Consider the following 24,428-nt stretch of genomic DNA (forward strand, 5'->3'; position numbering starts at 1 on the left):
AATTGCTCAAAAGCTATGGCTTTTGCACAGCCTGCGCAACTTGAATATGTTCCCCGCACCGTGACGTATTGCCACTTTTATTGCGGGATTTGAAGGGTGTTGGATGAATAATCGATATTTCGAAAAAGCCGTCGTCCTAATTCCGGCACGAATGGCTTCTACCCGTCTCCCGGGCAAGCCTTTGGCGGATATTGCGGGCCACCCCATGGTCGTTCAAGTTGCAATGCGGGCACGCGAAGCAGGTGCGGAGCGCATCGTCGTCGCTGTCGATGATGAACGCGTATTCGAAGCCGTCAAAAATGCCGGTTTCGACGTGACCATGACCCGCCAAGACCATCAGTCCGGTTCTGACCGTATCTATGAGGCGCTTCAAAAAGCTGATCCTTACGGCAATGCCGAATTCATCATCAACGTTCAGGGTGACCTGCCAACCATCGAGCCGGAAACGATTCGCGCGTCCCTGCGCCCGATGGATAATGCTGCCGTCGATATCGCGACCCTCACGGTGGAGATCACCGATGAGGAAGAAAAGACAAACCCCAGCGTGGTGAAGATCGTCGGCAGCCCTACCTCCGAGACGCGGCTACGGGCGCTGTATTTTACCCGCGCCACGGCACCCTATGGTCAAGGCCCGCTCTACCACCACATCGGGCTTTACACCTATCGCCGCGCAGCGCTTGAAAAATTCGTGACGCTGAAACCTTCACCGCTGGAACTGCGCGAAAGCCTCGAGCAGTTGCGCGCGCTGGAAGCGGGCATGCGCATCGATGCGGAAATCGTTCAGTCGGTGCCGCTTGGTGTCGACACACAGGCGCAGCTCGACAGGGCGCGTGAAATCCTCGCAGACAAACAGAATTGATGGCGATCCACATGAGCAGCAACCGCATTGCGTTTCAGGGCGACTATGGTGCCAATTCCGACATGGCCTGCCGCGACGTGTTTCCCGACATGGACCCGCTGCCATGCCCGACATTCGAAGATGCTTTCAACGCGCTTGAGAACGGTGATGCCGATCTCGCAATGATCCCGATCGAGAACACGCTGGCGGGCCGCGTTGCCGATATCCATCACCTTCTGCCCGAATCGCGTCTGCACATCATCGGCGAATATTTCATGCCGATACGCTTTCAGTTGATGGTGCTACCGGGCGTCGGCAAAGATGAAATCAAGACCGTGCACAGCCACATCCATGCGCTGGGCCAATGCCGTAAGATCATTCGCTCCAATGGCTGGAAGCCGATCGTCGCTGGCGATACCGCCGGCGCTGCAAAGCAGGTGTCGGAGTTGGGGGACCGCAGCATGGCGGCTCTTGCGCCTCGGCTTGCTTCGGAGCTGTACGGCCTCGATATCCTCGCTGAGAATGTCGAGGATTCGGAAAACAACGTGACGCGGTTCGTTGTTCTCTCGCGCGATGAAAACTGGGCAAAGAGGGCAACGCCGGATGAGGTGATCGTCACCACATTCGTGTTCAATGTCCGCAACATTCCAGCAGCCCTCTATAAGGCCATGGGTGGTTTTGCCACGAATGGTATCAACATGACGAAGCTGGAAAGCTACCAACTGGGCGGCAAGTTCGTGGCGACGCAGTTTTATGCCGACATCGAGGGCCATCCAGATGACGAATCCGTGAGACATGCGCTGGAAGAGCTGCGCTTCTTCTCGGAAAAAGTTCGCATCTTCGGCGTCTATCAAGGCCATGAGATGCGCCGCAAGCTCAACAATCTCTGAGCTTGCGATCTAATCTCACTCTGCCGTCTTGTCCCATTCGATCCAGTCGCGCATCAGCCGGTGCGCGATGGCACCACGCGGTGGTGGAGTGCGGCCATCGGGCGCGCTCATTTCCAGAAGTTGCAGCACTTCGTCACGGGTAAACCAGCGGCAATCTTCCAGCTCGGCCTCATCGCGCGTGATGTCGAAAGACAGGGCTTCCGAAAAGCAGCCGATCATCAGCGTGTGCGGCATGGGCCATGGCTGTGAGGCGTGATAACGCACGCGGCCCACATCGATATTGGCCTCTTCATGCGTCTCGCGCCGCACGGCATTCTCGATCGTCTCACCTGGTTCGACGAAACCGGCAAGGCAAGAATACATGCCCGGCGCAAAGTGAGCTCCGCGACCCAGCAGACACAGATCGCGTTCGATATCGATGGTCAGCATGATGACGACAGGGTCAGTACGCGGAAAAATCGTATGGTCGCAGGCAGCGCAAATGCGTTTATATCCACCGATGCGCAGCTCCATCGTGCCGCCGCAACGGCCACAGAAGCGATTATCAGCGTTCCAGTTGAGCAGGCTGACAGCCTGTGCAACCTCTCCCAAAAGCTCTTCGCCAATCAATTGATCTCGATAGAGTGTCCGCGCATCGACCGGCTTGTAATGACTGGCCAGTGCATCCGCAGCAATCCCCACGGGCACGGCAACACGGGGCTCACCGTTGTCCTTGTAACCCAGCAGAATGGCATTTTCGAAGTCGGGACTGAGTTCAGCTAGCTCGTAGGCGGCAAACAGCGGGTCGAGAACCTGATCGTCATGTTTGAGGACAAGCTTGTTGCCGGCAAAGGCCAGCAAATGCGTTCCCTCGATCTTCAAGGCATTGACCACGCACTCTTCGGTGCGCTTTTCGGCCATGCGGTCGATCGCGTTTTGCGCAAATGCAGTCAGGTTGCTGGGTTCTGGATGAGGGGAATTGGTATCAAAAATGCTTTGTGAGTTCATTAGAGCGCGCCGCCCAGCTTTTTCATAAAATCGTGTCTGTCATCATCCGCATAAGGGACCGGTGTGCCTTGTCCCCATATCGGTCCGGGCCAGCACTCGTCCCCCTCATTGCGGGCGATAATGTGGATATGGAGCTGGCGAACGATATTCCCAAGAGCGCCGACATTTATTTTCGTGGCTCCAGTCAAGTCTTTCAGCGTCGATGCCACCTGATTGGTCTCAAAGGTCAGCATGGCCTGATCGAGTGGCGTCAGATCGAACAGCTCGCTCATGTCGTTTCGCTGGGGAACGAGCACCAGCCATGGCCAGCGTTTATCGTTTTGAAGGCGCAATTGGCACAGGCCCAGCTTGGTAATCAGCACGCTGTCGCGGGCCAGTCTGTCGTCAAGCCGGAATGTGTCCAAGGCATCCTCCCAAATTGTTTTCGCTGTGATAGCAGTTTTTTGACGGCTTGGCTTGCATTTGGTTTTATTATTGCCGATATGTGCCTCGGGAGGTTGGTGGTGGACGAGCCACTCGCCAACCGGGTCAGGTCCGGAAGGAAGCAGCCCTAACGAGCCAGGCACGGGTCGCCGTGCCAGCCTCCCACCTTTTCTTTTTGAAGACGTGCTCAGGTTTTGCCGGGCCAGTTCGGCCACATAGCGGGCAGCACCCAATCACTGGCGAGGCGATGAGCGAAACCGGAACCAATATGCCCCAGACCAAAGAGCAGGGTACAGGTTACCGGGTTCTGGCGCGCAAATACCGCCCAAAAGACTTTTCCGATCTGATGGTTGGCCAGGAGCCAATGGTTCGCACGCTGACCAATGCGTTCGAAAGCGGCCGCATCGCGCAAGCCTATATGCTGACCGGCGTTCGCGGCGTGGGCAAGACGACGACAGCCCGCATTCTGGCGCGTGCACTGAACTACAAAACCGACGAGATCGATAAGCCGACCATCGATCTGCGTATTCCCGGCGAACATTGCCAGGCCATCATGGAAGGCCGCCATGTCGACGTGATCGAGATGGACGCGGCTTCTCACACGGGTATCGATGACATCAGAGAAATCATCGAGCAGGTCCGTTACCGTCCCGTTTCGGCGCGCTACAAAGTCTACATCATCGACGAAGTGCACATGCTTTCGACGCAGGCTTTCAACGGCCTTTTGAAGACGTTGGAAGAGCCGCCGGAGCATGTGAAATTCATCTTCGCGACGACTGAAATTCGCAAAGTCCCGATCACTGTCCTGTCACGCTGCCAGCGTTTCGATCTGCGTCGCATCAGTGCGGCCGATCTTGTCGGCCTTTTTACGGCCATTGCTGCCAAGGAAGGCATCGAGGCCGAGGCCCAAGCGCTGGCGATGATCGCCCGCGCCGCCGAAGGCTCTGCCCGCGATGGCTTGTCGTTGATGGATCAGGCGATTGCCCATGGCGGCGGGCGTGTGGAGGCCGATGCCGTGCGTGGCATGCTGGGTCTTGCCGACCGCGCACGCATCGTTGACCTCTTCCAGCATGTGGTGAAGGGCGATGTCGCATCTGCCTTAGGGGAGTTTACGGCTCAGTACGAAGCCGGGGCCAATCCGGTCGTGGTCTTGAATGACCTTGCCGATTTCACCCACCTCGTAACGCGCATGAAATATGTGCCCGATGCTGCGGAAGATCCGTCACTTTCCGAGGTGGAGCGCGTTCGGGGCGCAGACTTTGCCGACACCATCGCGGTTTCCACCCTTTCCCGCATTTGGCAGATGCTTTTGAAGGGCATCCCCGAAACAGAAAACGCTTCGCGCCCAGCCGGTGCTGCCGAAATGGTGCTGATCCGCCTGTCGCACGCCGCCAATCTGCCCGCGCCGGAAGATGCCGCCCGTCGCCTGCTGGAGCTTTCCAATGGTGACGGCGGTGCATCGAATGGTGCGCCATCAGGTGGTGGCGGCAACGGCAGCGGTGCACGCGCCTATTCATCGACGCAAGCCGTAGCGACAGCTCAATCCTCCCCGCAACGCCAGTCCGCGCCACAGCCGACCGCGATGCTGCGCGCCGTGCCTGACAGCCGACCACAGGAAATGCAGGTTGCAGCACCCAAGCAGGAAGAGCGACCGGAGCCGAAGGTGCCGGTCAATTCCTTGAGTGACATCGTCGATCTCTGCACTCAATATCGGGATCCAATCCTCAAAGCGAAGCTGCGTAATTTTGTCCATGTCGTGCGGCTTGAGCCAGGGCGGCTCGACCTACGGCTCGGCGAAGGTGCGCCCGGCTCACTTCCCGGTGAGATTGGCGTCAAGCTGAAGGAATGGACAGGCATTCACTGGCTGGTCAGTCTGAGCAAAGAGCAAGGCCAAGCGACGCTAGTGGAAGCCGAAGTCAACGCCCGCGATGCGCGCCTTGTTGACGCCCGGCAGGACCCTGATGTTGCCGCCATTCTGGCACAGTTTCCAGGCGCAAAGATTACCGACGTCCGTATTCGCACACCTGTGCCTGATGACATCGAAGACATCGCGCCACCATCCGTCGCGGAATCCAGCGAAGGTGACATCCTTCCCGGCGACGACGTAGAGTTTTAAAAAAAGACAGGAGTTTCGACATGCGTGACATCATGGGCATGATGGGCAAGGTCAAGGAAATGCAGGCCAAGATGGAGAAGATGCAGGAAGAGATTTCTGCGCTTGAAGTTGAAGGCACCTCCGGTGGCGGTCTTGTCACAGTCAAAATGAGCGGCAAGGGTTCGCTGCTTGGCGTGAAAATCGACCCGTCGCTTCTCAAGGAAGACGAGATCGAAATCCTCGAAGACCTGTTGGTCGCGGCTCACAATGATGCCAAGCAGCGCGCCGAAACCATAACCGCTGAAAAGACGCGTGACCTGACAGCCGGTCTGCCGATCCCACCCGGCATGAAACTGCCTTTCTAGTAGGCTTCAAGCTCGCGTCTTAACTTGTAATGGATCGGGGCGGCGAGGAAACGCTGCCTCGTTTCTTCGCTCAGCCGTTTTCCGAATGTCGCCATCGTTTCAGGCACTGAAACCTTGCTGCCTTCGAATGGATCGTAAGATACGGTTTCGCCCGGGGTCACGGCACCTCCTGAAATGACCCGACAATAAATTCCCGGGCGCGCTGCCTTTGTGTAGCGTCTCGCAAAAGTCGGGTCTTGCATCCTCGCTGTGAAGGTTGCGCACGGAATGCGGGCGGATGTGGCTTCGAGAACGACCTCACCAATGGTGAAACGGTCCCCTATATTGATGTCTCTGTTGTCGAGACCGGCGATGACCAGATTCTCACCGAATGTGCCGGGATCAACAGGTTTTCCAAGCGTCTCAGCCCACCAATTGAGCGTTTCCAGCCCCTCGATGTAGATCGCTTGATCAACACCGCCATGGTGCTTGCGATTGCAGATCGCATCCCCGACGATGCCCTCTGCGTCGATCAGAACGGACCCCGTGACCGGCATTTTGAAAATTCCGGTCTTGTAGCTTTTGCCCGGTAATTTTTCGGCTTGCCCGATACAGACGGCATGAAGTTTCATGGCGCTCACCTCCCTCAAACGATTCCGTTTTCTCTTCATATGGGCTAAAAGCAGCAAATGGCAAAACGAGTCACCGGCCCCGAAATCGAAAAACTCATTCAGCTCCTGGCGAAAGTGCCGGGACTGGGTCCGCGCTCGGCGCGGCGTGCAGCCCTGCACCTGATAAAAAAGAAAGAGCAACTGCTCGGACCGCTCGGTCATGCCATGGGCGAGGCCTATGACAAGGTGAAGGTCTGCTCGCGCTGCGGCAATGTCGATACGATGGATCCCTGCACCGTGTGTACGGATGATCGGCGTGACCAGACGGTCATCATCGTTGTGGAAGACGTATCCGATCTCTGGGCCCTGGAACGTTCTGGTGCGATGAACACCGCCTACCATGTGCTGGGCGGCACGCTCTCGCCGCTTGATGGGGTAGGGCCGGAAGACCTGAATATCAAGGGTTTGATAGAGCGTGTCAGCGCTGGCGGCATCAAAGAGCTTATCATCGCAGTGAACGCCACGGTCGAGGGCCAGGCGACGGCACACTATATAACAGACCGCCTGCAGGGGCTTGGTGTCAAGATCACCCGTCTGGCGCATGGTGTTCCAGTCGGCGGCGAGCTCGACTATCTGGACGAAGGCACGCTAACGGCGGCCTTGCGTGCTCGCACGGTCATTTGAGAAGAGGAAGACTTATGCGCTTACGATTTATCGGCCCGGTCCTTGCCGCTGTCATCTGCGCGTTTTCCGCAGGGCCATCGTTTTCGCAAACGATCCCCACAGGTGCTGCCGCTGCAAAATACGATGCCGAGTTCAATACATGGCTGAAAAAAGAAATCTGGCCGGAAGCGCGCAAAGCGGGCATTTCCCAGAAAACCCTTGAGGCAACGCTGATGGGTCTTTCCATCAACTGGAAATTACCCGACCTCATCATCCCCGGCCAAAAGCCACCAAAGGATCAGGCGCAAAGCCAGGCCGAGTTTTCCTCACCTGGCGCCTATTTTTCCGAACAACGTTTGCAGGGACTGGCAGCAACCGGTCGTTCTCTGGCCGCCACCCATGCAGCAACGCTCAAACGCATCGAAGCGACCTATGGCGTTCCCGGCAATATCCTGATCGCCGTCTGGGGCCGAGAATCCGGCTTCGGTCGCGCCAAGCTGCCAAATGTCGTTATCGACGTTCTGGCCACGAAAGCCTACACGTCGACCCGCAAGGAGATGTTCCGCATGGAGCTGATCGACGCGTTGAAGATCGTGGAAAGTGGCGATATTCCAGCGTCGAAGATGATGGGTTCATGGGCGGGGGCGCTCGGCCAGCCGCAATTCATGCCCTCAAGCTATCTGAAATATGCCGTCGATTTCGATGGGGACGGCCACCGCGATATCTGGAATTCCGTGCCGGATGCCTTGGCATCCATAGCCAACTATCTTTCCAAGCGCGGCTGGCAACGCAATCGCGATTGGGGCTTTGAAGTTTCCATACCAGGCGATGTATCGTGTGCACAGGAAGGGCCTGATCTCGCACGTCCTGTCGCCGATTGGGCCAAGCTGGGTATCACCCGAATTTCAGGAAAAGGCTTTCCTGCCAATGACTTGAGTGCAGATGGCATGATGCTGGTGCCTGCGGGGCGCAATGGACCTGAGTTCGTTGTTACGCCGAATTTCTACGTCATCAAGGAGTATAACAACTCCGACCTATATGCCCTCTTCATCGGCAATCTGGCAGATCGCATCGCTTATGGTGCCGGACCATTTCAGGGAAAATGGGGCGATGTCGGCTCCATGCTACGGTCCGACGTGCTCTCCATGCAAAAAGCACTCGTCGCCAAAGGTTATGATGTCGGCAAGGCGGACGGCCTCGCAGGCTTCAAGACGCGCCGGTCACTGGGCGACTGGCAGGCAAAGAACGGCATGCGGCCGACGTGTTTTCCCGATGCGTCCTTGAAGACGAAGCTCCGATAAATAGCTGCCGCCTCAACTGATCCTGATGGCGATATAAAGAAGTACGAGCGCTATAACCCACAGCGCCATCCGCCCCCCGCGGGTATGACGCGCTTCCGCCTTGCCGATGGCCTCTGCGGTCCGCTCATCAAAGCGCAGGCCGTGTTCGCTCATATAAACGAGATCGGCATGCAGCTTTTCAGTCTTAGCTGCGATCTCAGGTGCGGCTTCCGCGAGCTTCACGGCGGCTTTCAAACCGTCTTTCAGGTCGGTGACAATGCGCTTGGGGCCGAGATTGTCACGAATCCAGCTGCTGACGACAGGGTCTGCCGCCTTCCACATGTTGAAGCGCGGGTTGAGAATGCGCGATACGCCTTCCACCACCACCATCGTCTTTTGCAGCATCACCAGTTCAGGACGCGTTTCCATGTCGAACAACTCGGTGACTTCGAACAGAAGCGTCAGCAGCTTGCCCATGGAAATGGTTTCAGCCGGCTGGCCGTGGATCGGTTCGCCGATTGCGCGGATGGCCTGGGCGAAGCTTGCGATATCATGGTGTCCCGGAACGTAACCGGCTTCGAAATGCACCTCTGCCACGCGCATATAATCGCGGGTAATGAAGCCGTAGAGAATTTCTGCCAGGAAGCGACGTTCCTTTTTGCCCAGCCGCCCGGCAATGCCCATGTCCACGGCAACGATCATGCCCTGCGGGTCAACGAATAGATTGCCGGGGTGCATGTCGGCATGGAAGAAGCCGTCACGCAGCGTATGGCGCAGGAAAGACTGGATGAGCGTATCAGCGAGTGCATTGAGGTCGTGACCGGCAGCTTTCAGAGCTGCAACATCCGACATCTTGATGCCGTCGATCCATTCCATGGTGACGACATCGCGGCCCGTGCGTTCCCAATCCACCTCAGGCACGCGAAAGCCGGGATCATCGCGCGTGTTTTCGGCAATCTCGGATAAGGCCGCAGCTTCCAACCGAAGATCCATTTCGATCTTGGTGGTTTGCTCCAATGCGCGTGTGACTTCGACGGGACGCAGGCGGCGCGCGGAACGTATAAACCGTTGCTGGAGGTCGGCAATGAGATACATGGCCTCCAAATCGTTCTGAAACCGTTGGCGCACACCCGGGCGAATGACCTTGACGGCCACTTTCTTCTGGCCCGATGCGGTGCGCACGAAGGCTGGGTGCACCTGTGCAATGGAAGCGGCTGCTATCGGATCTTTGAATTCGAGGAAAAGATCGGAAACCGGACGTCCCAGTGATCCTTCGATATTCGCCTTCGCCGCAGCATTCGGGAAGAAGGCCATACGGTCCTGCAATCGCGACAGATCGTCGGCAAATTCGTTGCCCACCACATCAGGACGAGTGGCCAGAAACTGGCCCATCTTCACATAGGAAGGCCCCAGTCGTTCCACCGCAGTTGCCAGACGGTCGCGACGATCGACCTGCTTTGCTCTGTTGCGCGCGAAAGGTTTGAGAACCGCTTTTGCGAATCTGGCTGAGGGAGGCAGGTCTTCGGACGGCAGAGCAAGTACAACGCCTTCACGCACGAGAACCCAGCCGACCTTTGCAAGCCGGAAATAAGCGCCAAGAGTGCTCATGCGAATGTCTTCTTCCTGCTCTTAAACGCCATGTCGATCAGAGCTTCCAACCGGAATGAAGGGCGGCGATGCCACCGGTATAATTGGTGTATGTGACGCGCGAAAAACCAGCCGTGCGGATCATGGCGGCAAAGTCCTCCTGATTGGGGAACTTGCGGATCGATTCCACCAGATACTGATAGGGCTCTGCATCACCTGTAATCATCTTGCCGAATTGCGGAATGGCATTGAACGACCAGGCATCATAGACCTTGTCTAGAAGCGGCATGTCCACCTCGGAAAACTCCAGCACCAGAAGGCGTCCGCCACGCTTGAGCACGCGGTGCGCTTCCTTGAGCGCCACATCGATGCGCGGCACGTTGCGAATTCCGAAAGCGACCGTATAGGCGTCGAAACTGTTGGCCTCGAACGGCAGCTCTTCTGCATTGGCTTCGACGAATGTCAGATTTTCAGACAGTTTCTTCTTCGCGGCTCGTTCTTCGCCCACGGCGAGCATCGAGCCATTGATATCGAGAACGGTGGAATGCGCCAGCCGGTTGGAGGCTTCGATAATGCGAAAGGCGATATCGCCGGTGCCGCCTGCGACATCCAGCGTCTTGTAGGAGGTGTCCTTGCGCGGGTTCAGCGCGGAAATCATCGCGTCTTTCCAGACCCGGTGCATGCCCGCCGACATGACGTCGTTCATGATATCGTAGCGTTTGGCGACCTTATGGAAGACCTCGTTGACCATGCCCTGCTTCTGGCCTTCATCGACCTTGTGGAAGCCGTAAGAGGTTTCCATGCCGCCATCGGCAGTCGTGCGGGCTTCGGTCATGAGCGGTCTCCATCATTAATTGCGTTGCGGACCATAGCGGAAAGGTGGATGCAACGCTATCTGTTGCGGTGCAAAGTGCCTGCGACATGTATGCCCGCAGGCTTTCGATCACAAGACCGTCGCGATAAACATGTGGGATAAACTCCAGTGCCAGAATTGCCCGAAGTCGAAACCGTAAAACGTGGCCTTGCGCCGACTATGGAGGGTGCCGTGGTCGAAAGGATGGAGCTCGGGCGGCCCGATCTTCGTTTTCCTTTTCCGCAGGGCTTCTCGGAGTTGGTCGAGGGCAAGCGCATCATCTCTCTTGGGCGAAGGGCGAAATATCTGCTGATCGAGCTGGAGGACGGGCTGACCATCGTGTCTCATCTAGGCATGTCAGGCTCCTTTCGTGTCGAGAGCCCGCTTGAGGTAGAAACGCCCGGAGATTTTAATCATCCACGCTCCAAGGACGGAAAGCATGACCATGTGATCTTCCATTTGCGAGGTGCCCAAGGGGCTGTGCGCGTCATCTATAATGACCCGCGCCGGTTTGGTTTCATGCATCTCGTGGATCGAGCCAATATCGATCTCTACCCGGCATTTGTCGAGCTCGGGCCGGAGCCGACCGGCAATGCACTGAGCGCTGATTATCTGGCCAGCCGCTTTGTTGGCAAAAGCCAACCCTTGAAAAGCACCCTGCTGGATCAGAAGGTGATTGCCGGGCTCGGCAATATCTATGTGTGTGAGGCGCTATGGCGCTCACATCTTTCACCACTGCGTGCCGCCGGTACGCTGGTGACGAAAACAGGCAAGCCGAAGGCGCAGCTCATCGAGTTGACACAGAAAATCCGCGACGTGATCGCCGATGCGATTGCCGCCGGAGGCTCATCGTTGCGGGATCATATCCAGACGGATGGTACGCTGGGCTATTTCCAGCATTCTTTTTCGGCCTATGACAGACAGGGCCATGCTTGCCGCACACCGGATTGCAAGGGTACTATCGAGCGGATCGTGCAGGCGGGACGCTCCACATTTTATTGCGCCGCCTGCCAAAAATAACGGGAGAGGACCTCACCATGGATTATGAGACGCTGATTGTCGAAAAACGCGATGCGGTAGGCGTCGTCACGCTGAACCGGCCACAGGCATTGAATGCGTTGAACTCGACGCTTCTCAAGGAATTGCGTCACATATTGGCATCGTTTGCTGCCGATGATTCCATCGGTGCCGTCGTCATCACCGGTTCCCCAAAAGCCTTTGCCGCAGGTGCCGATATAAAGGAGATGCATTCACTGGATTTCGTTGACGTCTATCTTGGCGACTTCCTAGGTGGCTGGGACGAGGTGGCGGCCAGCCGCAAGCCGGTTATCGCGGCCGTGTCGGGTTTTGCACTCGGTGGAGGGTGTGAGCTCGCCATGATGTGCGATTTCATCATCGCTTCGGACACCGCCAAGTTTGGGCAACCGGAAATCACGCTGGGCATTATTCCCGGTATGGGCGGCTCGCAGCGACTGACACGGGCGGTTGGCAAGGCCAAAGCCATGGACCTCGTCCTGACGGGTCGAATGATGGACGCTGCTGAAGCCGAGCGGGCAGGGCTCGTTTCCCGCATCGTACCGCAAGACAGATTGATGGATGAAGCCCTGGAGGCCGCAAACGTCATTGCAAAACTGTCTCGCGCTTCGGTTATGATGGCCAAAGAGAGCGTCAATCGCTCCTTCGAGGTCTCCTTGAGTGAAGGCCTGCGTTTCGAGCGCCGTCTGTTCCAGTCCCTTTTTGCGACGCAGGACCAGAAAGAGGGCATGGCGGCGTTTGTGGAAAAGAGGAAACCTGCCTTTCAAAATCGCTAGTCTCCGTCTATGGATCTGGCCGAAAATCACTCCGCTTTTTTCGGCTAGATCGACGCGAGGATTCGCAATATCAGCGTTTTTGCTGAAAATGCGCGTTGACGGGCAGCGGCTTTAGGGTTATATGCCCGCCCACGGTTAGGAATAGCCATCCGGCTTGTTCCAATTACTCCCGCACTCTTTGGAACACGAGGTCTTCGACAGACCTGATCCTGTGGTTGCGGATTTTGGTTTGAATTCGAAGAGAGGCATACATGGCCAATACAACTTCGGCGAAAAAGGCGACTCGCAAGATCGCTCGCCGTACTGAAGTCAACAAGGCTCGCCGTTCGCGCGTTCGTGGTTTCATTCGCAAGGTCGAAGAAGCCATCGCAACCGGTGATCTCGCAGTCGCAACTGAAGCCCTGAAGGTAGCACAGCCTGAGATCCAGCGCGCCGCTACTCGCGGTGTGATGCCAGGCAACACGGCAGACCGCAAAGTGTCTCGTTTGGCACAGCGTGTTAAGGCACTTTCTGCCTAATCCGGCTAATACAAATTTATTAGAAAAAGCCCGGTCGTTTGACCGGGCTTTTTTTGTTTCTAACGACTTNGGCTAATACAAATTTATTAGAAAAAGCCCGGTCGTTTGACCGGGCTTTTTTTGTTTCTAACGACTTGTTAATGTTTCGACTTTTGACATGACACTTCTGCGTCACAGCGATGACGGAGAAATGCTTGAAAAAACAATGACTTACAAAAGGTCTCTAAAAAGCTCCTGCCCTTACCTTACGAGAGGTTGCTGAAAGGGAGAGTCAAGAGATTTTTTATTTTTCCATCAAATCAGGCTAGGGAAAAACCAAAAAATTGAATCTCATTGATTCATAAGAGATTCTCCAGACAGCCGTCCAAACGATGCAAAATGGCCTGTGTGAGTCAATGGTCGATCTTCCGTTTCGCAGAAAAATCGCCATTGATCTCCACCCCCGATCCTGCCTAAATGCATCTCGACAAGGGGCAAGGATTTCTATCCACAAGCTATCTCGATCCTTGAGTATCGAAGGCATATGCTCCTTTCGGACGAGTTCTGTTTGAGTTCGTTTTTTCAGGTATCAAGGCCGGTTTGGCCGCAATCCAGTGGGTTGCGGGAAAGCGAACCTGTGTCTTGGTCGATGTATGTTAAAGTTGTGTTGTGGAGTTTTTGTTGAGTAATCGCAGGCCTCTCCATGATGATGAGGAAATGGGATAACCGGCTCGCGGTGATACAAATGGACTTGAGGACATATCTTTCGAGGGGAATGTCCGAGAGGGAATAATAGACGAGGGGTATCCCAGACGGACCTTGGTTCGTCGGGCTATGATTGGCAATTTGAAAGGCGGCAATATGCAATTGAATTTGGTGATGGGTGCGGTGGCAAATGGGGACCGCACACCAAAGGCATGTGATGCGGCTGGCACTGATGCGGCAGGGGACAAGCAAGATATGAAGCATGACGCGCTGTTTGAACGTTTTAGCGCGCGGCTAAAGGCGCAGGTCGGTCCTGAAGTTTACGCAAGCTGGTTTGCACGGCTGAAAATTCATTCCGTTTCCAAAAGCGTCGTGCGGTTTACCGTTCCGACGACATTTTTGAAGTCCTGGATCAATAACCGTTACATCGATCTCATCACCACGCTGGTTCAGAGCGAGGATGCCGATGTGTTGAAGGTGGAAATTCTGGTGCGCTCGGCAAGCCGCCCGGCGCGGCCTGTTCAGGTCGATGAGCGTGCTCCTTCCGCATCGGATGTCAGCACAACGGCACAAAGAGCAAAGCCATTCATTCCACCGCAGCCCTCTGCGAACGCACAGCTGCCCAGCACGTCGTCGTCTTCGATGCGCCATTCGGGCTCCGGTCCACTGTTCGGATCGCCACTGGATAGCCGCTTCACCTTCGATACCTTCGTTGAAGGCTCGTCCAACCGTGTGGCTCTTGCCGCTGCTAAGACGATTGCTGAGGCCGGTGCCGGTGCGGTGCGTTTCAATCCGCTCTTTATCCATGCAGGTGTTGGTCTCGGAAAGACGCATCTTTTGCAGGCGATCGCCAACGCTGCCATCGACAGCCCGCGCAATCCACGCGTGGTCTATCTGACAGCGGAATATTTCATGTGGCGTTTCGCAACCGCGATCCGCGACAACGATGCGTTGACCCTGAAAGACACGCTGCGCAATATCGATCTTCTTGTGATCGATGACATGCAGTTCCTGCAAGGCAAGATGATCCAGCACGAGTTCTGCCATCTGCTGAATATGCTCTTGGACAGCGCCAAACAGGTCGTCGTCGCCGCAGACCGCGCACCATGGGAACTGGAATCGCTTGATCCACGCGTCCGTTCGCGTCTTCAGGGTGGCATGGCCATCGAAGTTGAAGGTCCAGACTATGATATGCGTCACGAAATGCTCACCCAGCGTATCGCGACCGCCCGTCAGGAAGATCCGGCTTTCGACATTCCGGAAGAGATCGTGTCTCACGTTGCCCGCAGCGTAACGGCCAGTGGCCGTGAGTTGGAAGGCGCGTTCAACCAGCTGATCTTCCGCCGCTCTTTCGAGCCTAATCTTTCGGTGGAGCGAGTGGATGAGCTTCTGGCACACCTCGTGGGCACGGGTGAGCCAAAACGCGTGCGCATCGAAGACATTCAGCGCATCGTAGCCAGACACTACAATGTGTCGCGCCAGGAACTGGTCTCTAACCGCCGCACCCGTGTCATCGTCAAGCCGCGCCAGATCGCCATGTATCTCGCAAAAATGCTGACGCCGCGGTCCTTTCCGGAAATCGGTCGCCGTTTTGGCGGACGCGATCACACAACTGTTCTGCATGCCGTGCGCAAGATCGAAGAATTGATCGGCGGCGATACGAAACTCGGCCACGAGGTCGAGTTGCTGAAGCGGTTAATCAACGAAAATAATGCCTGACGACAAAACGGCCAAGGAAACTTGGCCGTTTCTGCTTTTATTAGACTGTCTTTGTAGCTTGTCATTTTGGACCGCTCATCGCGATCCAGAGATGGGTGACGGGAAACAGCAACACACCGCCGCCAATGATGGCAAAGGGCAAACTTGTCCAGCCACCGTCACTGACGACAACAGAAGCCATGACCAGTGTGGTGAAAACGAGCGGCGCGAGGCCGCAGTAAAGGCCGATGCGAAAATCACGCCAGTGGTTCAAGAGTTCTTGCGCGCCCTTGAACACATAAATATACGAGAGCTTTGCCAATTTCCATAGGGCGATCGTGCTGGTCCAGGACAGAGTTGCGATTGCGATGATGACGACACTTGCGAGAAAAACCTGGCCTACCTCGCCATTTGCATCGACCAGATACGCCGTAAACCAAACTGGACTGAACAGGATCAGCAAGCCTGCAAAGGGAGCGCTGATAACGGCCACAAGACCGTAGGTTAGGTAGAAGGGCGCTGCGAAGAGCAGAATTTCCAGACAATATATGACGCGAGCCAAGATGTTCGATGTATGGCGAGCCCTCATGCAGCGACCTCCCGCTGCTGTTCTGCGTCTCGCACCTTGCTGCTCAATCTGCGCCAGTTCTTCGAGGCGTAGCGGTGGGCCTGTTTCAAGGCGATCCAGAGTGCCAGTTGCTTGACCGGTGCCAACAATCCGTGCGCGACAAATTCGCTGCGGCGCTCGACGCGGGTGAGGTTCGGACCCATGGGAACCAGTGTAAATTCATCCTCCAGATTACCGATCCAGTCCTCGCACCAGACGGTACTGCCGATCATGCGATAACGCAGCTTTTGGTTGGGGATATAATCGAGAATGCGCTGGTCGATGGTGCCGCGATCCGTCGTGCACTGGCGGGTGTTGCCGAGAGCGCCGTAACCCTCCAGAACCTTGCAACTGACGGGCTTGGGAATGCCGAAGCGAAACAGGAACGGCTTGGAGTTGTCCATTTTGGCATGCAGAAAATGCGGCCAGATGTGGTGGGGAGCGCAATTGAAAACCCATTGGGAATGAATATACATGATCTGATCTCCTTCATTTCTACAATTAGGTAATCAACTAATTATAATCCTGTCAACAGTTAGTTGATTGTCTAATTGATTAATGGTAGAAAGATGCATGTCTATACAGTTGATTTTCGAGGCGCTTGCCTCTCCCGTCAGACGCAAAATCTTAGCCTATGTGGCGCATCACGAGATGAATGCAGGCGATATCGCCGCGCGTTTCGAGATGTCGAAACCGTCGATTTCACAGCATTTACAGTTGCTTGAGCATGCAGGACTGGTGTCTTCGGAAAAGCGGGGCAAGTACGTCTATTATCGGCAGGTGTCGGACACCTTGGCCAATAGCCTGACGGGGTTTGTGCAGGATATCTGCCCGATTGGCGCACCCCTGCGACGTGAAAGCGCAGAAAACGCGCGTAAAGCCAAAACGACGGACGCGGTAGACGCGGCCGAGTGAAGGTCTGTCTGCCGTTTCAAGCTTCTTAAATTATTGCACGGCTAGCGTAATCATAATTGCTGCAAAGCTAATCATCGCGACGCTACCGACGATAATCGATGCGAGCATTTGCGCGGAGATATAGCTGCCGGCTACGCCACCAACGACGGAGGGCCAGGCGCTTTGACCCTTTGGCGGCGTTGCCATCGGATATCCGCAAGAGGGGCAGGCATAGGCCTTGTCGGAAATCTGTGCCTCACATTCCGGGCAGGTGATCAGGGCCATATCAGCGTTCTCCGATGATGAATTCGACGTGCCGGTTCTTCTGGCGTCCCTGCGGGTCATCCCCGCCGCTCATAGTCTGGTTCGGCGCGACGGGAAAGCGTTCGCCTTTGCCCTCCGTCGTCATTTTTGACATGACGCCGTATTCCGAAAGCCAGTCTTTGACCGATGCGGCACGACGCTCGGACAGGCGATCATTATAAGCATCGCTGCCCTTGGCATCGGTGTGGCCGATGATTTGGACGTCGCTTTTGTCCATCGCACTCAGGACTTGCGCCAGTTTGGTGAGAGCGGAGCGGGCATCCGCGCGGATTTCAGACTTATCGAAATCGAAAAGAACGTCGCTTGGGAGATTGACGATGATACGGCCATCCTCCTGACGTGCACCCAGCTCTGTCAAACTAATCTGCGTCTTCACCCGCGTATCTTCGTCCATATCCTGCAATTCGAAGGTGGAGGCCTGCGAGGAGAGGTCGCCGCTGCTTGGCTCTTCCTGCTCAGCAAAAGACGAAGCCGGAAACGTCATCTCTTCGAAAGTGGACTGCTGATCGCTGACCGAACCGACGCCTGTCGTCACGGTGTAGACGGACGCAGTGGCTGGTGTTGCAAGAAGAAGCGCTAAGCAAAACGCCACCCTCATTTTTTCAATTCCAGAGGAATGGTCACGCCCGGCGCATTGGTATCATCACCGGAATTGCCGGGATTGAAAACCAGGACGACATTTGTGACTTCGGCTGGAATGGTGCCGGGAAAGACGAGGTCGCCTTCCATCGTCTTGCCGTTGGAAACCCGCATCCATTTGTTGCTGCTGATCTGGCGCATATGAAGGCGACCTTGATCGCCGTCGGCCCAGGACAGATAAGCATTTTCCCTGTCGTTCATGTTGATGAAGTTCGTCTTATGGCTGTCGAAGCTCGCCCGCAGCCGCACTTTTGTCGCGTCTTCGCCGACAACAACGGATTTAACCTGCACGGTCAAACCCACGGGAACGCTCACCTGACCGCCCGAAATTGCAAAATTCTGTTCTGCGGCCAAAGCCGTCGTGGACAGAAATGCTGTAAAAATAAGAGTTGTTATTTTGAGCAAAATCACCTCCCCAATACTGTGCACATCACATCTTATTGAAAAAGGATGATTTTGAGGCAGGCGTCAACACGCCAGATCTGCAACCACTGAATCCAGAATGAGCATGCCGGATGGCGTGCAGCGTAAGCGGGAGTTGCCGAGGCGTTCGATGAAGCCGTGTTGCAGTAGAAAATCTTCCTTATCAGGATCGAGATCGCGCCCGGAAAGGTCACTCCAGCGGGCAAGATCCACCCCTTCGCGCAGGCGCAGGCCCATCAGCAGCAATTCGTCGGACTGCTCCTCGACATCCAGCATCTCCTGATCCACCATTCCATGGCCATCGCGCTCGACGGCTTGCAGCCATGTTTCGGGATGGCGTTCGGTGGCGGTCGCAAGTTTTGCGCCCCCTTTGGTCAGACGTCCATGCGCGCCTGGGCCAATCCCGGCGTAATCACCATAACGCCAGTATGTCAGGTTGTGACGGCTCTCGGCACCGGGGCGCGCGTGGTTGGAAACCTCATAGGCCGGCATTCCGTGTTGGGCCGTAATCTCTTGTGTGGCTTCGTAGAGAAGCGCGGACTGGTCCCCGTCAGGCACGATCAGCTTGCCGGCCTTGTGCAGGCCGTAGAAGGCTGTGCCCTCCTCAATGGTCAACTGATAGAGCGACAGGTGGTCGACCGCATAGGAAATGGCTTCGACAAGCTCTTTTTCCCATTCCTCTACCGTCTGTTTCGGGCGGGCATAGATCAGGTCAAACGACATGCGCGGAAAAATCTCGCGGGCTAGCCGGATGGCTTTCAGCGCATCGGCCACATCGTGCAGGCGGCCCAGAAATTTCAGGTCACGGTCGTTGAGTGCCTGCACACCCATGGATACGCGGTTGACGCCAGCGGCACGGTAGCCGCGAAAGCGCTCCGCCTCTACGCTGGAAGGGTTGGCTTCCATCGTAATCTCGATGCCATCTGGCACATGCCAGAAACGGGCTATGCCATCCAGAATGGCGCCAACCGTCTGTGGGTCCATCAGCGATGGCGTGCCACCGCCCAGGAAAATGCTGGTCACGATTTTCGCGCCGCTCAATTGGCGCATCGTTTCCATTTCCCGCAGAAAAGCAGCAACGAAACGGTCCTGATCCACCGGCTGGTGGCGGACATGGCTGTTGAAATCGCAATAGGGGCATTTGGCGGCGCAAAACGGCCAATGCACATATAGGCCGAAACCGGGTTCACCCGTGTCCGGCAACATGAAGGTGCTAGGGGCAGGGGAGAGCCTGCTCCCAAGATCGGTCATCATGCGTCGAGACAGGTTTCGACGAATGTCTTGAACGCACGGGCACGGTGCGAAAGCGCCTGCTCATCACCCGGCTTCCAGCCATGCTTTTCTTCAGCGCTCATTTCGCCAAATGTCGTCTCATGTCCTTCCGGCTGGAAAATCGGATCATAACCGAAGCCGCTGGCACCACGGGGTGGCCAGGCAACGGTGCCTTCGATCTCGCCACGGAAAAATTCGGTATGACCATCCGGCCATGCAAGGCACAGAACGCTGACGAAGCGGCAGGTGCGGGCAGAAGGATCTGTCGCGCCGCGTGCTTGAAGCGCATCTTCCACCTTCTGCATCGCCATCGCAAAATCGCGTGTACCGTCAGCCGTTTCCGCCCAGTTGGCAGTGTAAACGCCGGGATCACCGTCGAGCGCGTCGATCACCAGACCGCTGTCGTCGGAAAGGGCAGGCAGACCGGATGCCTTGGCGGACGCCAATGCCTTGATCGCTGCGTTTTCTTCAAACGTCGTGCCTGTTTCGTCGGGTTCTGCGAAATTCAGCTCGGCAGCCGATTTGGCGGAAAAGCCGAGAGGGCCGATGAGATCAGCGATTTCGGCAATCTTGCCCTTGTTGTGGCTGGCAACGACAATGGTTCTGGTTTCAAGCTTGCGCATGGTTTGTCTGTCCCGGTTCAGGCAATTGCCTGCTTTTGCAACTCGACGAGTTCTGCACAGCCGGTTTTGGCAAGTCCCAGCAGCGTCAGGAATTCTTCCTCGCTGAAAGGCGCGCCCTCAGCCGTGCCCTGAATTTCAACGATGCCGCCGGAGCCTGTAATGACGAAGTTTGCGTCGGTTTCGGCAGAGGAATCTTCGAGGTAATCCAGATCGATTACCGGCTGGCTGGCAAAAATACCGCAGGAGATGGCGGCGATATGGTCTTTCAGGACCTTCTCGACCTTGATCATGTTGCGGGTTTCCATCCACTTCAGGCAGTCGTGAAGGGCAATCCATGCGCCAGTGATGGAAGCGGTGCGCGTGCCGCCATCTGCCTGAATGACATCGCAGTCAATGCTGATCTGGCGCTCGCCCAGCGCCTGAAGATCAACTACGGCACGCAGGGAGCGGCCGATGAGGCGCTGAATTTCCTGGGTTCTGCCACCCTGTTTGCCGGAAGAAGCTTCGCGACGCATGCGCTCATGCGTGGAACGTGGCAGCATGCCGTATTCGGCTGTCACCCAACCCTTGCCGCTGTTGCGCAGCCATGGTGGCGTCTTTTCTTCAAGGCTGGCGGTAACGAGAACATGCGTATCACCGAATTTTACGAGACAGGAACCCTCGGCATGCTTGGAGAAGTTGCGCTCAAAAGAAACTTTGCGCATCTGATCGATTTTTCTGCCTGAAGGCCGCATGTGGTTCGTCTCCGTTTTGATCTCCGCCTTCTAAGGCTGCACAGACCGATTTGCAAAGGAAAAGCGGGCAAGGGTACGGTAGATGCGGAATTTCCGTTTTTACTTAAGCGCGCGAGCGACTATATTCCATTGATGAACTGACGGGACGAAGAACGGACGCAATGAGCATCTCTCCTCCAATCGGAAAAGAACCGGGTGCGCTTCTGGATGATCGTTCACGCGAGATATTCCGTCGCATCGTCGAAGGCTACCTCGAAAACGGCGAACCATTGGGATCACGTAGTCTGTCACGCGTGTTGCCGATGTCCCTATCTCCTGCATCCGTGCGCAACGTGATGAGCGATCTCGAGGAATTGGGGCTTATCTATTCTCCGCATATCAGCGCGGGCCGCCTGCCGACGCAGACGGGGCTGCGCTTCTTCGTGGATGCCTTCATGCAGGTGGGTGACCTGCCGGAGGAGCAGCGCGCCAGCATCGACCGTCAGATCGGCCCCGTCTCTGGCCGTGAGCAGCCCATCGAGGGACTGCTGACAGAAGCCAGCCGCATGCTGTCGGGCATGTCACGCGGTGCGGGGCTTGTTCTGACCACCAAAAGCGATGCGGTGCTGAAACATGTGGAGTTCATTCGGCTGGAGCCGACAAAAGGCCTCGCTATTCTGGTGGGTGACCACAATCAGGTTGAAAACCGCATCATCGATCTACCTACCGGCATCACATCCTCACAACTGACGGAAGCGGCCAACTTCATCAATGCGCACCTGTCTGGCCAAACATTGCCGGAGCTGCGCGCGCAGCTGTTGCAACAAAAGACCGAGCTTCAGACCGCGCTCAGCACATTGGCACAGGATTTGGTGGAGCGCGGGCTTGCCGTCTGGTCCGGCGATAATGAGGACAAGCTTGGCCGGTTGATTGTGCGCGGCCGCTCCAATCTGCTGGAGGGTCTGGCCGGTGAGGAAGACATAGACCGTGTTCGCCTACTGTTCGATGATCTGGAGCGCAAGGACAACCTTATCGAAGTCCTTAATCTGGCTGAAACCGGTTCCGGGGTCCGGATTTTCATCGGTTCTGAAAACAAGCTCTTCTCCCTTTCGGGCTCTTCTTTGATCGTGGCGCCCTATCGGGACGACGATAATAGGGTGGTCGGTGCCGTCGGCGTCATTGGTCCGACGCGGCTGAATTACTCGCGCATCGTTCCCATGGTGGATTATACCGCGCAAATCATGGCGCGGCTTTCGAACAAACGGCGCTGATTCTAAAAACACTGGTCGAAAAAGCGGCGCTTTTCCCCACAAGCCTTGATTTTCGCATGGCAAAGTTCGATATCGGGCGCAAGCCATGAACATATGCAAAGCTGGAGTAACGTCATGACCGATAAGACCAACAAAGCCGGACCTGACGCGGACCTCGTTGACGAGGGAGCCGAAGGTGCAACAGTTGAGAACGCTGCGCCTGAGCAGGCCGAGCCCGATCCTGTTGAGGTGCTGAAGGCGGAAAATGCAGATCTGCGCGACAAATTTCTGCGCCTTGCTGCGGAAATGGACAATCTGCGTCGCCGCACGGAGCGTGAAGTAAAAGACGCAAAGGCCTATTCCGTTTCAGGTTTTGCCCGCGACATGCTGGCGGTTTCCGACAATCTGCGGAGGGCGCTGGAAACCATTCCACCCGAGCTCAAAGAAAATGCTGATGCCGCTATCGCCGGTGTGATCGAAGGCGTCGATATGACGGAGCGGTCGATGCTGTCGGCACTCGAGCGTCACGGCGTGCGCAAGATGAATGTCGAAGGCGAAAAATTCGACCCTAATTTCCATCAGGCCATGTTCGAGATTCCAAATACCGCGGTGCCGAACAATACGGTCGTGCAGGTGGTGCAGGCTGGCTTTACCATTGGCGATCGCGTTCTGCGTCCCGCGATGGTGGGCGTTGCCAAGGGCGGCCCAAAGGGTGAAACGCCGACGACGGCAGAACCAGGCACCAGCAGCGTTAACGAAAAAGACGCCTGACGAAACTGTGTCCATCATTCCAACTCAGCGCTGGAATGATGGACCCGTTACCTGCCGAATTGGCGATCCAGCCAGTCATAGGCATAATTCTGTTGGTCAGCCGTAAAGACATGGCCGCCTGGCCATAGTTTGGTTTCGAGGCGATCCAGCGCGTTCCATGCTTCCCAAACCAACCGCATTTTTTCGAACGCATCTTTTACCGATGCAGGGGGAAAGAGTGTATCCGCCGCTCCGGCGAAGATCAGCATCGGGTTTGGTGCAGCAAGGCTCGCAACATCGGGATAGTCAAGATATTGCATCAGCCCCGGATGGGTCATGTGCCACGCTGATCCGCCCCGCAGTTGATTGTTTCCCGGCACCATCAGCCCTTCTGCCGTCGCCATCCAGTTGACGGCTACGGTCGCGTTGATCCTGTTGCTCAGCGCTGCCGCCTGCCATGCCCGGAACGCGCCCATGGAGAAGCCAACTGCCGCTAACCGCTGCTGATCGACCTGCGGCAGGCTCGCCAGAAAATCTGCTGCCCGTGTGTCCTCGAACGCCATGAGGCCAGCCAGGGAGCTTCCCATATTGAAGAAATTTGCAGCAAGCGCCTGTTGTGCATTATAGGTGAGTGGCCCACGATCGGACCAGCCCAATGCATCTGTTGCCAGTACGACGTAACCTCGGCGGGCAAGTGCGTCACCCGGATATCGGCTGGAAAAAAACCTCTCTGCCCATGTCTTGGACGTCTGAAGCTTGGCCTCGTCATCCCAGCTTTCAATTAGCTTTTCCTTGCCGATGTCGAACATCGACCCATGGTCGTGGTACATCACGGCAGCAGGAAACGGGCCTGTGCCTTTCGGCATCAGCAACAATGCAACGACGCGACTGTCGTTCGTCAGATTAAATGCCACCTTGCGGGCGACATAAGCTCCGCGATCCACCTCATCTATCATTTCAGAGGCGAAATCCGTCTGTATCGGATTCTGGAGGGTAAGTTCCCATAGTTTGGACCGAGCAATCTCCTTCCAGCGAGGAAGATTTATTGTCCGCTCGGACCAGCCTAATGAAAAGGCCATCCGCTGTTTCATAGCGGGCGCAAAGACAGGAAGGTTGTCTTCGCTCACGCCGCGCGTCTGGTTGTTGGCCACGTCTGGAGATTTGGTTGGGTCGTCGCCACCCATCAGGCGGCGGTTGCCTGTTCCTGATTGAGGAAGGTGTAGATGGCGGTATCCGAATCTGTCGCACGTAGCTTGGCCACCAGTTCAGGGTCGCGCAGCACGCGGGCAATGCGGGAGAGCGCCTTCAGATGGTCAGCACCGGCACCTTCGGGTGCTAGCAAAAGAAAGACGAGGTCGACCGGCTGGTCGTCCAGCGCTTCGAAATCGACCGGATTATCGAGGCGCGCAAAGACACCGACGATGGAATTGATGCTGGCCAGTTTTCCGTGCGGAATAGCAATGCCATGACCGACACCTGTCGAGCCAAGCCGCTCACGCTGCAATATGACGTCGAAAACTTCCCGTTCCGGCACTCCGGTGATCCGCGCGGCTTTCGCCGCCAGTTCCTGAAGGAGTTGCTTTTTGGAATTAACCTTGAGGGCGGGAATAATTGCATCTTGTTGCAGCAAATCTGCCAACGCCATTCTTTT

The 24,428-nt window shown here is 56.2% G+C and carries 28 protein-coding genes and 1 other RNA gene; 14 read left to right on the forward strand and 15 right to left on the reverse strand.

The features are described from left to right. The first annotated feature begins 103 nt into the window (after window positions 1-103). Window positions 104-859, forward strand: coding sequence for a 3-deoxy-manno-octulosonate cytidylyltransferase (locus CPJ18_RS00325; protein ID WP_103656578.1), 756 nt, complete (start codon window positions 104-106; stop codon window positions 857-859). Between the two features lie 11 nt (window positions 860-870). Next, on the forward strand, window positions 871-1,728 hold the full coding sequence (locus tag CPJ18_RS00330) for a prephenate dehydratase (RefSeq protein WP_407026445.1): 858 nt from the start codon (window positions 871-873) through the stop codon (window positions 1,726-1,728). Window positions 1,729-1,743: 15 nt separating this feature from the next. Here CPJ18_RS00330 and nudC read toward each other — a convergent pair whose 3' ends face one another. Beyond that, window positions 1,744-2,715: an NAD(+) diphosphatase gene (nudC, locus tag CPJ18_RS00335; protein ID WP_103656579.1), complete on the reverse strand. Its 972-nt coding sequence runs from the start codon at window positions 2,713-2,715 to the stop codon at window positions 1,744-1,746. Further along, complete coding sequence (locus tag CPJ18_RS00340) at window positions 2,715-3,119, reverse strand: HIT domain-containing protein (protein WP_077119819.1); 405 nt, start codon at window positions 3,117-3,119, stop codon at window positions 2,715-2,717. The genes nudC and CPJ18_RS00340 overlap by 1 nt, the downstream gene beginning before the upstream one ends. Window positions 3,120-3,207: 88 nt before the next feature. Between CPJ18_RS00340 and ffs the strand changes: the two genes are divergently transcribed. The 3 genes from ffs (at window position 3,208) to CPJ18_RS00355 (ending at window position 5,598) form a co-directional block, all read left to right on the forward strand. Beyond that, an RNA gene (gene ffs, locus CPJ18_RS00345) (signal recognition particle sRNA small type) lies at window positions 3,208-3,304 on the forward strand. Between the two features lie 81 nt (window positions 3,305-3,385). Beyond that, window positions 3,386-5,254 (forward strand): DNA polymerase III subunit gamma/tau, encoded by a 1,869-nt coding sequence (locus CPJ18_RS00350; RefSeq protein WP_103656580.1) that lies wholly within the window; start codon window positions 3,386-3,388, stop codon window positions 5,252-5,254. A 20-nt stretch (window positions 5,255-5,274) separates the two neighbouring features. Next, window positions 5,275-5,598, forward strand: coding sequence for a YbaB/EbfC family nucleoid-associated protein (locus tag CPJ18_RS00355; RefSeq protein WP_103585382.1), 324 nt, complete (start codon window positions 5,275-5,277; stop codon window positions 5,596-5,598). Here the strand turns inward: CPJ18_RS00355 and CPJ18_RS00360 are convergent. Next, entirely contained in the window at window positions 5,595-6,209 is a 615-nt protein-coding gene (locus tag CPJ18_RS00360; RefSeq protein WP_188348529.1) for an MOSC domain-containing protein, read from the reverse strand. The two genes, CPJ18_RS00355 and CPJ18_RS00360, sit on opposite strands and share 4 nt — an antisense overlap. Before the next feature lie 57 nt (window positions 6,210-6,266). On the opposite strand from CPJ18_RS00360, the gene recR reads away from it, so the two are divergent. Both recR and CPJ18_RS00370 read left to right on the forward strand, forming a co-directional pair. Further along, window positions 6,267-6,872 carry a recombination mediator RecR gene (recR, locus tag CPJ18_RS00365; RefSeq protein WP_077102023.1) on the forward strand — a complete coding sequence of 202 codons (606 nt, stop codon included), beginning with the start codon at window positions 6,267-6,269 and terminating at the stop codon, window positions 6,870-6,872. A 14-nt stretch (window positions 6,873-6,886) separates the two neighbouring features. Then, the gene (locus tag CPJ18_RS00370; RefSeq protein ID WP_103656582.1) at window positions 6,887-8,152 is read left to right on the forward strand and encodes a lytic murein transglycosylase; all 1,266 of its coding nucleotides are present in this window, start codon (window positions 6,887-6,889) and stop codon (window positions 8,150-8,152) included. Window positions 8,153-8,164: 12 nt separating this feature from the next. On the opposite strand, the gene ubiB is transcribed toward CPJ18_RS00370, so the two are convergent. After that, window positions 8,165-9,739, reverse strand: coding sequence for a 2-polyprenylphenol 6-hydroxylase (gene ubiB, locus CPJ18_RS00375; protein WP_103656583.1), 1,575 nt, complete (start codon window positions 9,737-9,739; stop codon window positions 8,165-8,167). A gap of 37 nt (window positions 9,740-9,776) precedes the next feature. Next, window positions 9,777-10,553, reverse strand: a complete 777-nt coding sequence (ubiE, locus tag CPJ18_RS00380; RefSeq protein ID WP_103656584.1) for a bifunctional demethylmenaquinone methyltransferase/2-methoxy-6-polyprenyl-1,4-benzoquinol methylase UbiE — start codon at window positions 10,551-10,553, stop codon at window positions 9,777-9,779. Window positions 10,554-10,700: 147 nt separating this feature from the next. Here ubiE and mutM point away from each other — a divergent pair, with 147 nt between their 5' ends. The 4 genes from mutM (at window position 10,701) to dnaA (ending at window position 15,303) form a co-directional block, all read left to right on the forward strand. Then, entirely contained in the window at window positions 10,701-11,591 is an 891-nt protein-coding gene (gene mutM / locus CPJ18_RS00385) for a bifunctional DNA-formamidopyrimidine glycosylase/DNA-(apurinic or apyrimidinic site) lyase (protein ID WP_103656585.1), read from the forward strand. Between the two features lie 17 nt (window positions 11,592-11,608). Next, a complete protein-coding gene (locus CPJ18_RS00390) occupies window positions 11,609-12,382 on the forward strand; it encodes an enoyl-CoA hydratase (protein ID WP_103656899.1) in 774 nt (257 codons plus the stop codon). Window positions 12,383-12,633: 251 nt separating this feature from the next. Continuing rightward, entirely contained in the window at window positions 12,634-12,900 is a 267-nt protein-coding gene (gene rpsT, locus CPJ18_RS00395) for a 30S ribosomal protein S20 (protein ID WP_067649628.1), read from the forward strand. A 939-nt stretch (window positions 12,901-13,839) separates the two neighbouring features. Beyond that, window positions 13,840-15,303: a chromosomal replication initiator protein DnaA gene (gene dnaA, locus CPJ18_RS00400; RefSeq protein ID WP_244554112.1), complete on the forward strand. Its 1,464-nt coding sequence runs from the start codon at window positions 13,840-13,842 to the stop codon at window positions 15,301-15,303. A 61-nt stretch (window positions 15,304-15,364) separates the two neighbouring features. On the opposite strand, the gene CPJ18_RS00405 is transcribed toward dnaA, so the two are convergent. Next, entirely contained in the window at window positions 15,365-15,871 is a 507-nt protein-coding gene (locus CPJ18_RS00405; RefSeq protein ID WP_103656586.1) for a hypothetical protein, read from the reverse strand. Next, complete coding sequence (locus CPJ18_RS00410; protein WP_188348528.1) at window positions 15,868-16,365, reverse strand: SRPBCC family protein; 498 nt, start codon at window positions 16,363-16,365, stop codon at window positions 15,868-15,870. The genes CPJ18_RS00405 and CPJ18_RS00410 overlap by 4 nt, the downstream gene beginning before the upstream one ends. Before the next feature lie 97 nt (window positions 16,366-16,462). Between CPJ18_RS00410 and CPJ18_RS00415 the strand changes: the two genes are divergently transcribed. Further along, window positions 16,463-16,804, forward strand: a complete 342-nt coding sequence (locus CPJ18_RS00415; RefSeq protein WP_153366851.1) for a metalloregulator ArsR/SmtB family transcription factor — start codon at window positions 16,463-16,465, stop codon at window positions 16,802-16,804. Window positions 16,805-16,834: 30 nt separating this feature from the next. Here the strand turns inward: CPJ18_RS00415 and CPJ18_RS00420 are convergent, their stop codons facing one another. The 6 genes from CPJ18_RS00420 to rph form a co-directional block, all read right to left on the reverse strand. Further along, a complete protein-coding gene (locus tag CPJ18_RS00420) occupies window positions 16,835-17,068 on the reverse strand; it encodes a zinc ribbon domain-containing protein (RefSeq protein WP_103656587.1) in 234 nt (77 codons plus the stop codon). A gap of 1 nt (window position 17,069) precedes the next feature. Then, window positions 17,070-17,705 carry an OmpA family protein gene (locus CPJ18_RS00425; RefSeq protein ID WP_103656588.1) on the reverse strand — a complete coding sequence of 212 codons (636 nt, stop codon included), beginning with the start codon at window positions 17,703-17,705 and terminating at the stop codon, window positions 17,070-17,072. Further along, on the reverse strand, window positions 17,702-18,151 hold the full coding sequence (locus CPJ18_RS00430) for a hypothetical protein (RefSeq protein ID WP_146258625.1): 450 nt from the start codon (window positions 18,149-18,151) through the stop codon (window positions 17,702-17,704). Before CPJ18_RS00430 ends, CPJ18_RS00425 begins: the two co-directional genes overlap by 4 nt. 63 nt (window positions 18,152-18,214) lie before the next feature. Further along, window positions 18,215-19,420, reverse strand: a complete 1,206-nt coding sequence (gene hemW / locus CPJ18_RS00435; RefSeq protein ID WP_167397797.1) for a radical SAM family heme chaperone HemW — start codon at window positions 19,418-19,420, stop codon at window positions 18,215-18,217. Next, on the reverse strand, window positions 19,420-20,064 hold the full coding sequence (rdgB, locus tag CPJ18_RS00440) for an RdgB/HAM1 family non-canonical purine NTP pyrophosphatase (protein WP_103585358.1): 645 nt from the start codon (window positions 20,062-20,064) through the stop codon (window positions 19,420-19,422). Before rdgB ends, hemW begins: the two co-directional genes overlap by 1 nt. 17 nt (window positions 20,065-20,081) lie before the next feature. Then, a complete protein-coding gene (gene rph / locus CPJ18_RS00445) occupies window positions 20,082-20,798 on the reverse strand; it encodes a ribonuclease PH (RefSeq protein WP_077119788.1) in 717 nt (238 codons plus the stop codon). Window positions 20,799-20,959: 161 nt separating this feature from the next. Here rph and hrcA point away from each other — a divergent pair, with 161 nt between their 5' ends. Together hrcA and grpE are read left to right on the forward strand one after the other, a co-directional pair. Then, the gene (gene hrcA, locus CPJ18_RS00450) at window positions 20,960-22,048 is read left to right on the forward strand and encodes a heat-inducible transcriptional repressor HrcA (protein ID WP_103656590.1); all 1,089 of its coding nucleotides are present in this window, start codon (window positions 20,960-20,962) and stop codon (window positions 22,046-22,048) included. Between the two features lie 114 nt (window positions 22,049-22,162). Beyond that, on the forward strand, window positions 22,163-22,798 hold the full coding sequence (gene grpE / locus CPJ18_RS00455; RefSeq protein ID WP_077119785.1) for a nucleotide exchange factor GrpE: 636 nt from the start codon (window positions 22,163-22,165) through the stop codon (window positions 22,796-22,798). Window positions 22,799-22,845: 47 nt separating this feature from the next. On the opposite strand, the gene CPJ18_RS00460 is transcribed toward grpE, so the two are convergent. Both CPJ18_RS00460 and ptsN read right to left on the reverse strand, forming a co-directional pair. Beyond that, the gene (locus tag CPJ18_RS00460; RefSeq protein WP_103656591.1) at window positions 22,846-23,961 is read right to left on the reverse strand and encodes a dienelactone hydrolase family protein; all 1,116 of its coding nucleotides are present in this window, start codon (window positions 23,959-23,961) and stop codon (window positions 22,846-22,848) included. Beyond that, window positions 23,961-24,422: a PTS IIA-like nitrogen regulatory protein PtsN gene (gene ptsN, locus CPJ18_RS00465; protein WP_067649605.1), complete on the reverse strand. Its 462-nt coding sequence runs from the start codon at window positions 24,420-24,422 to the stop codon at window positions 23,961-23,963. The genes CPJ18_RS00460 and ptsN overlap by 1 nt, the downstream gene beginning before the upstream one ends. Window positions 24,423-24,428: the final 6 nt, after the last annotated feature.

This window comes from Agrobacterium rosae (genome assembly GCF_002915175.1).
Classification (GTDB): Bacteria; Pseudomonadota; Alphaproteobacteria; order Rhizobiales; family Rhizobiaceae; genus Agrobacterium; species Agrobacterium rosae.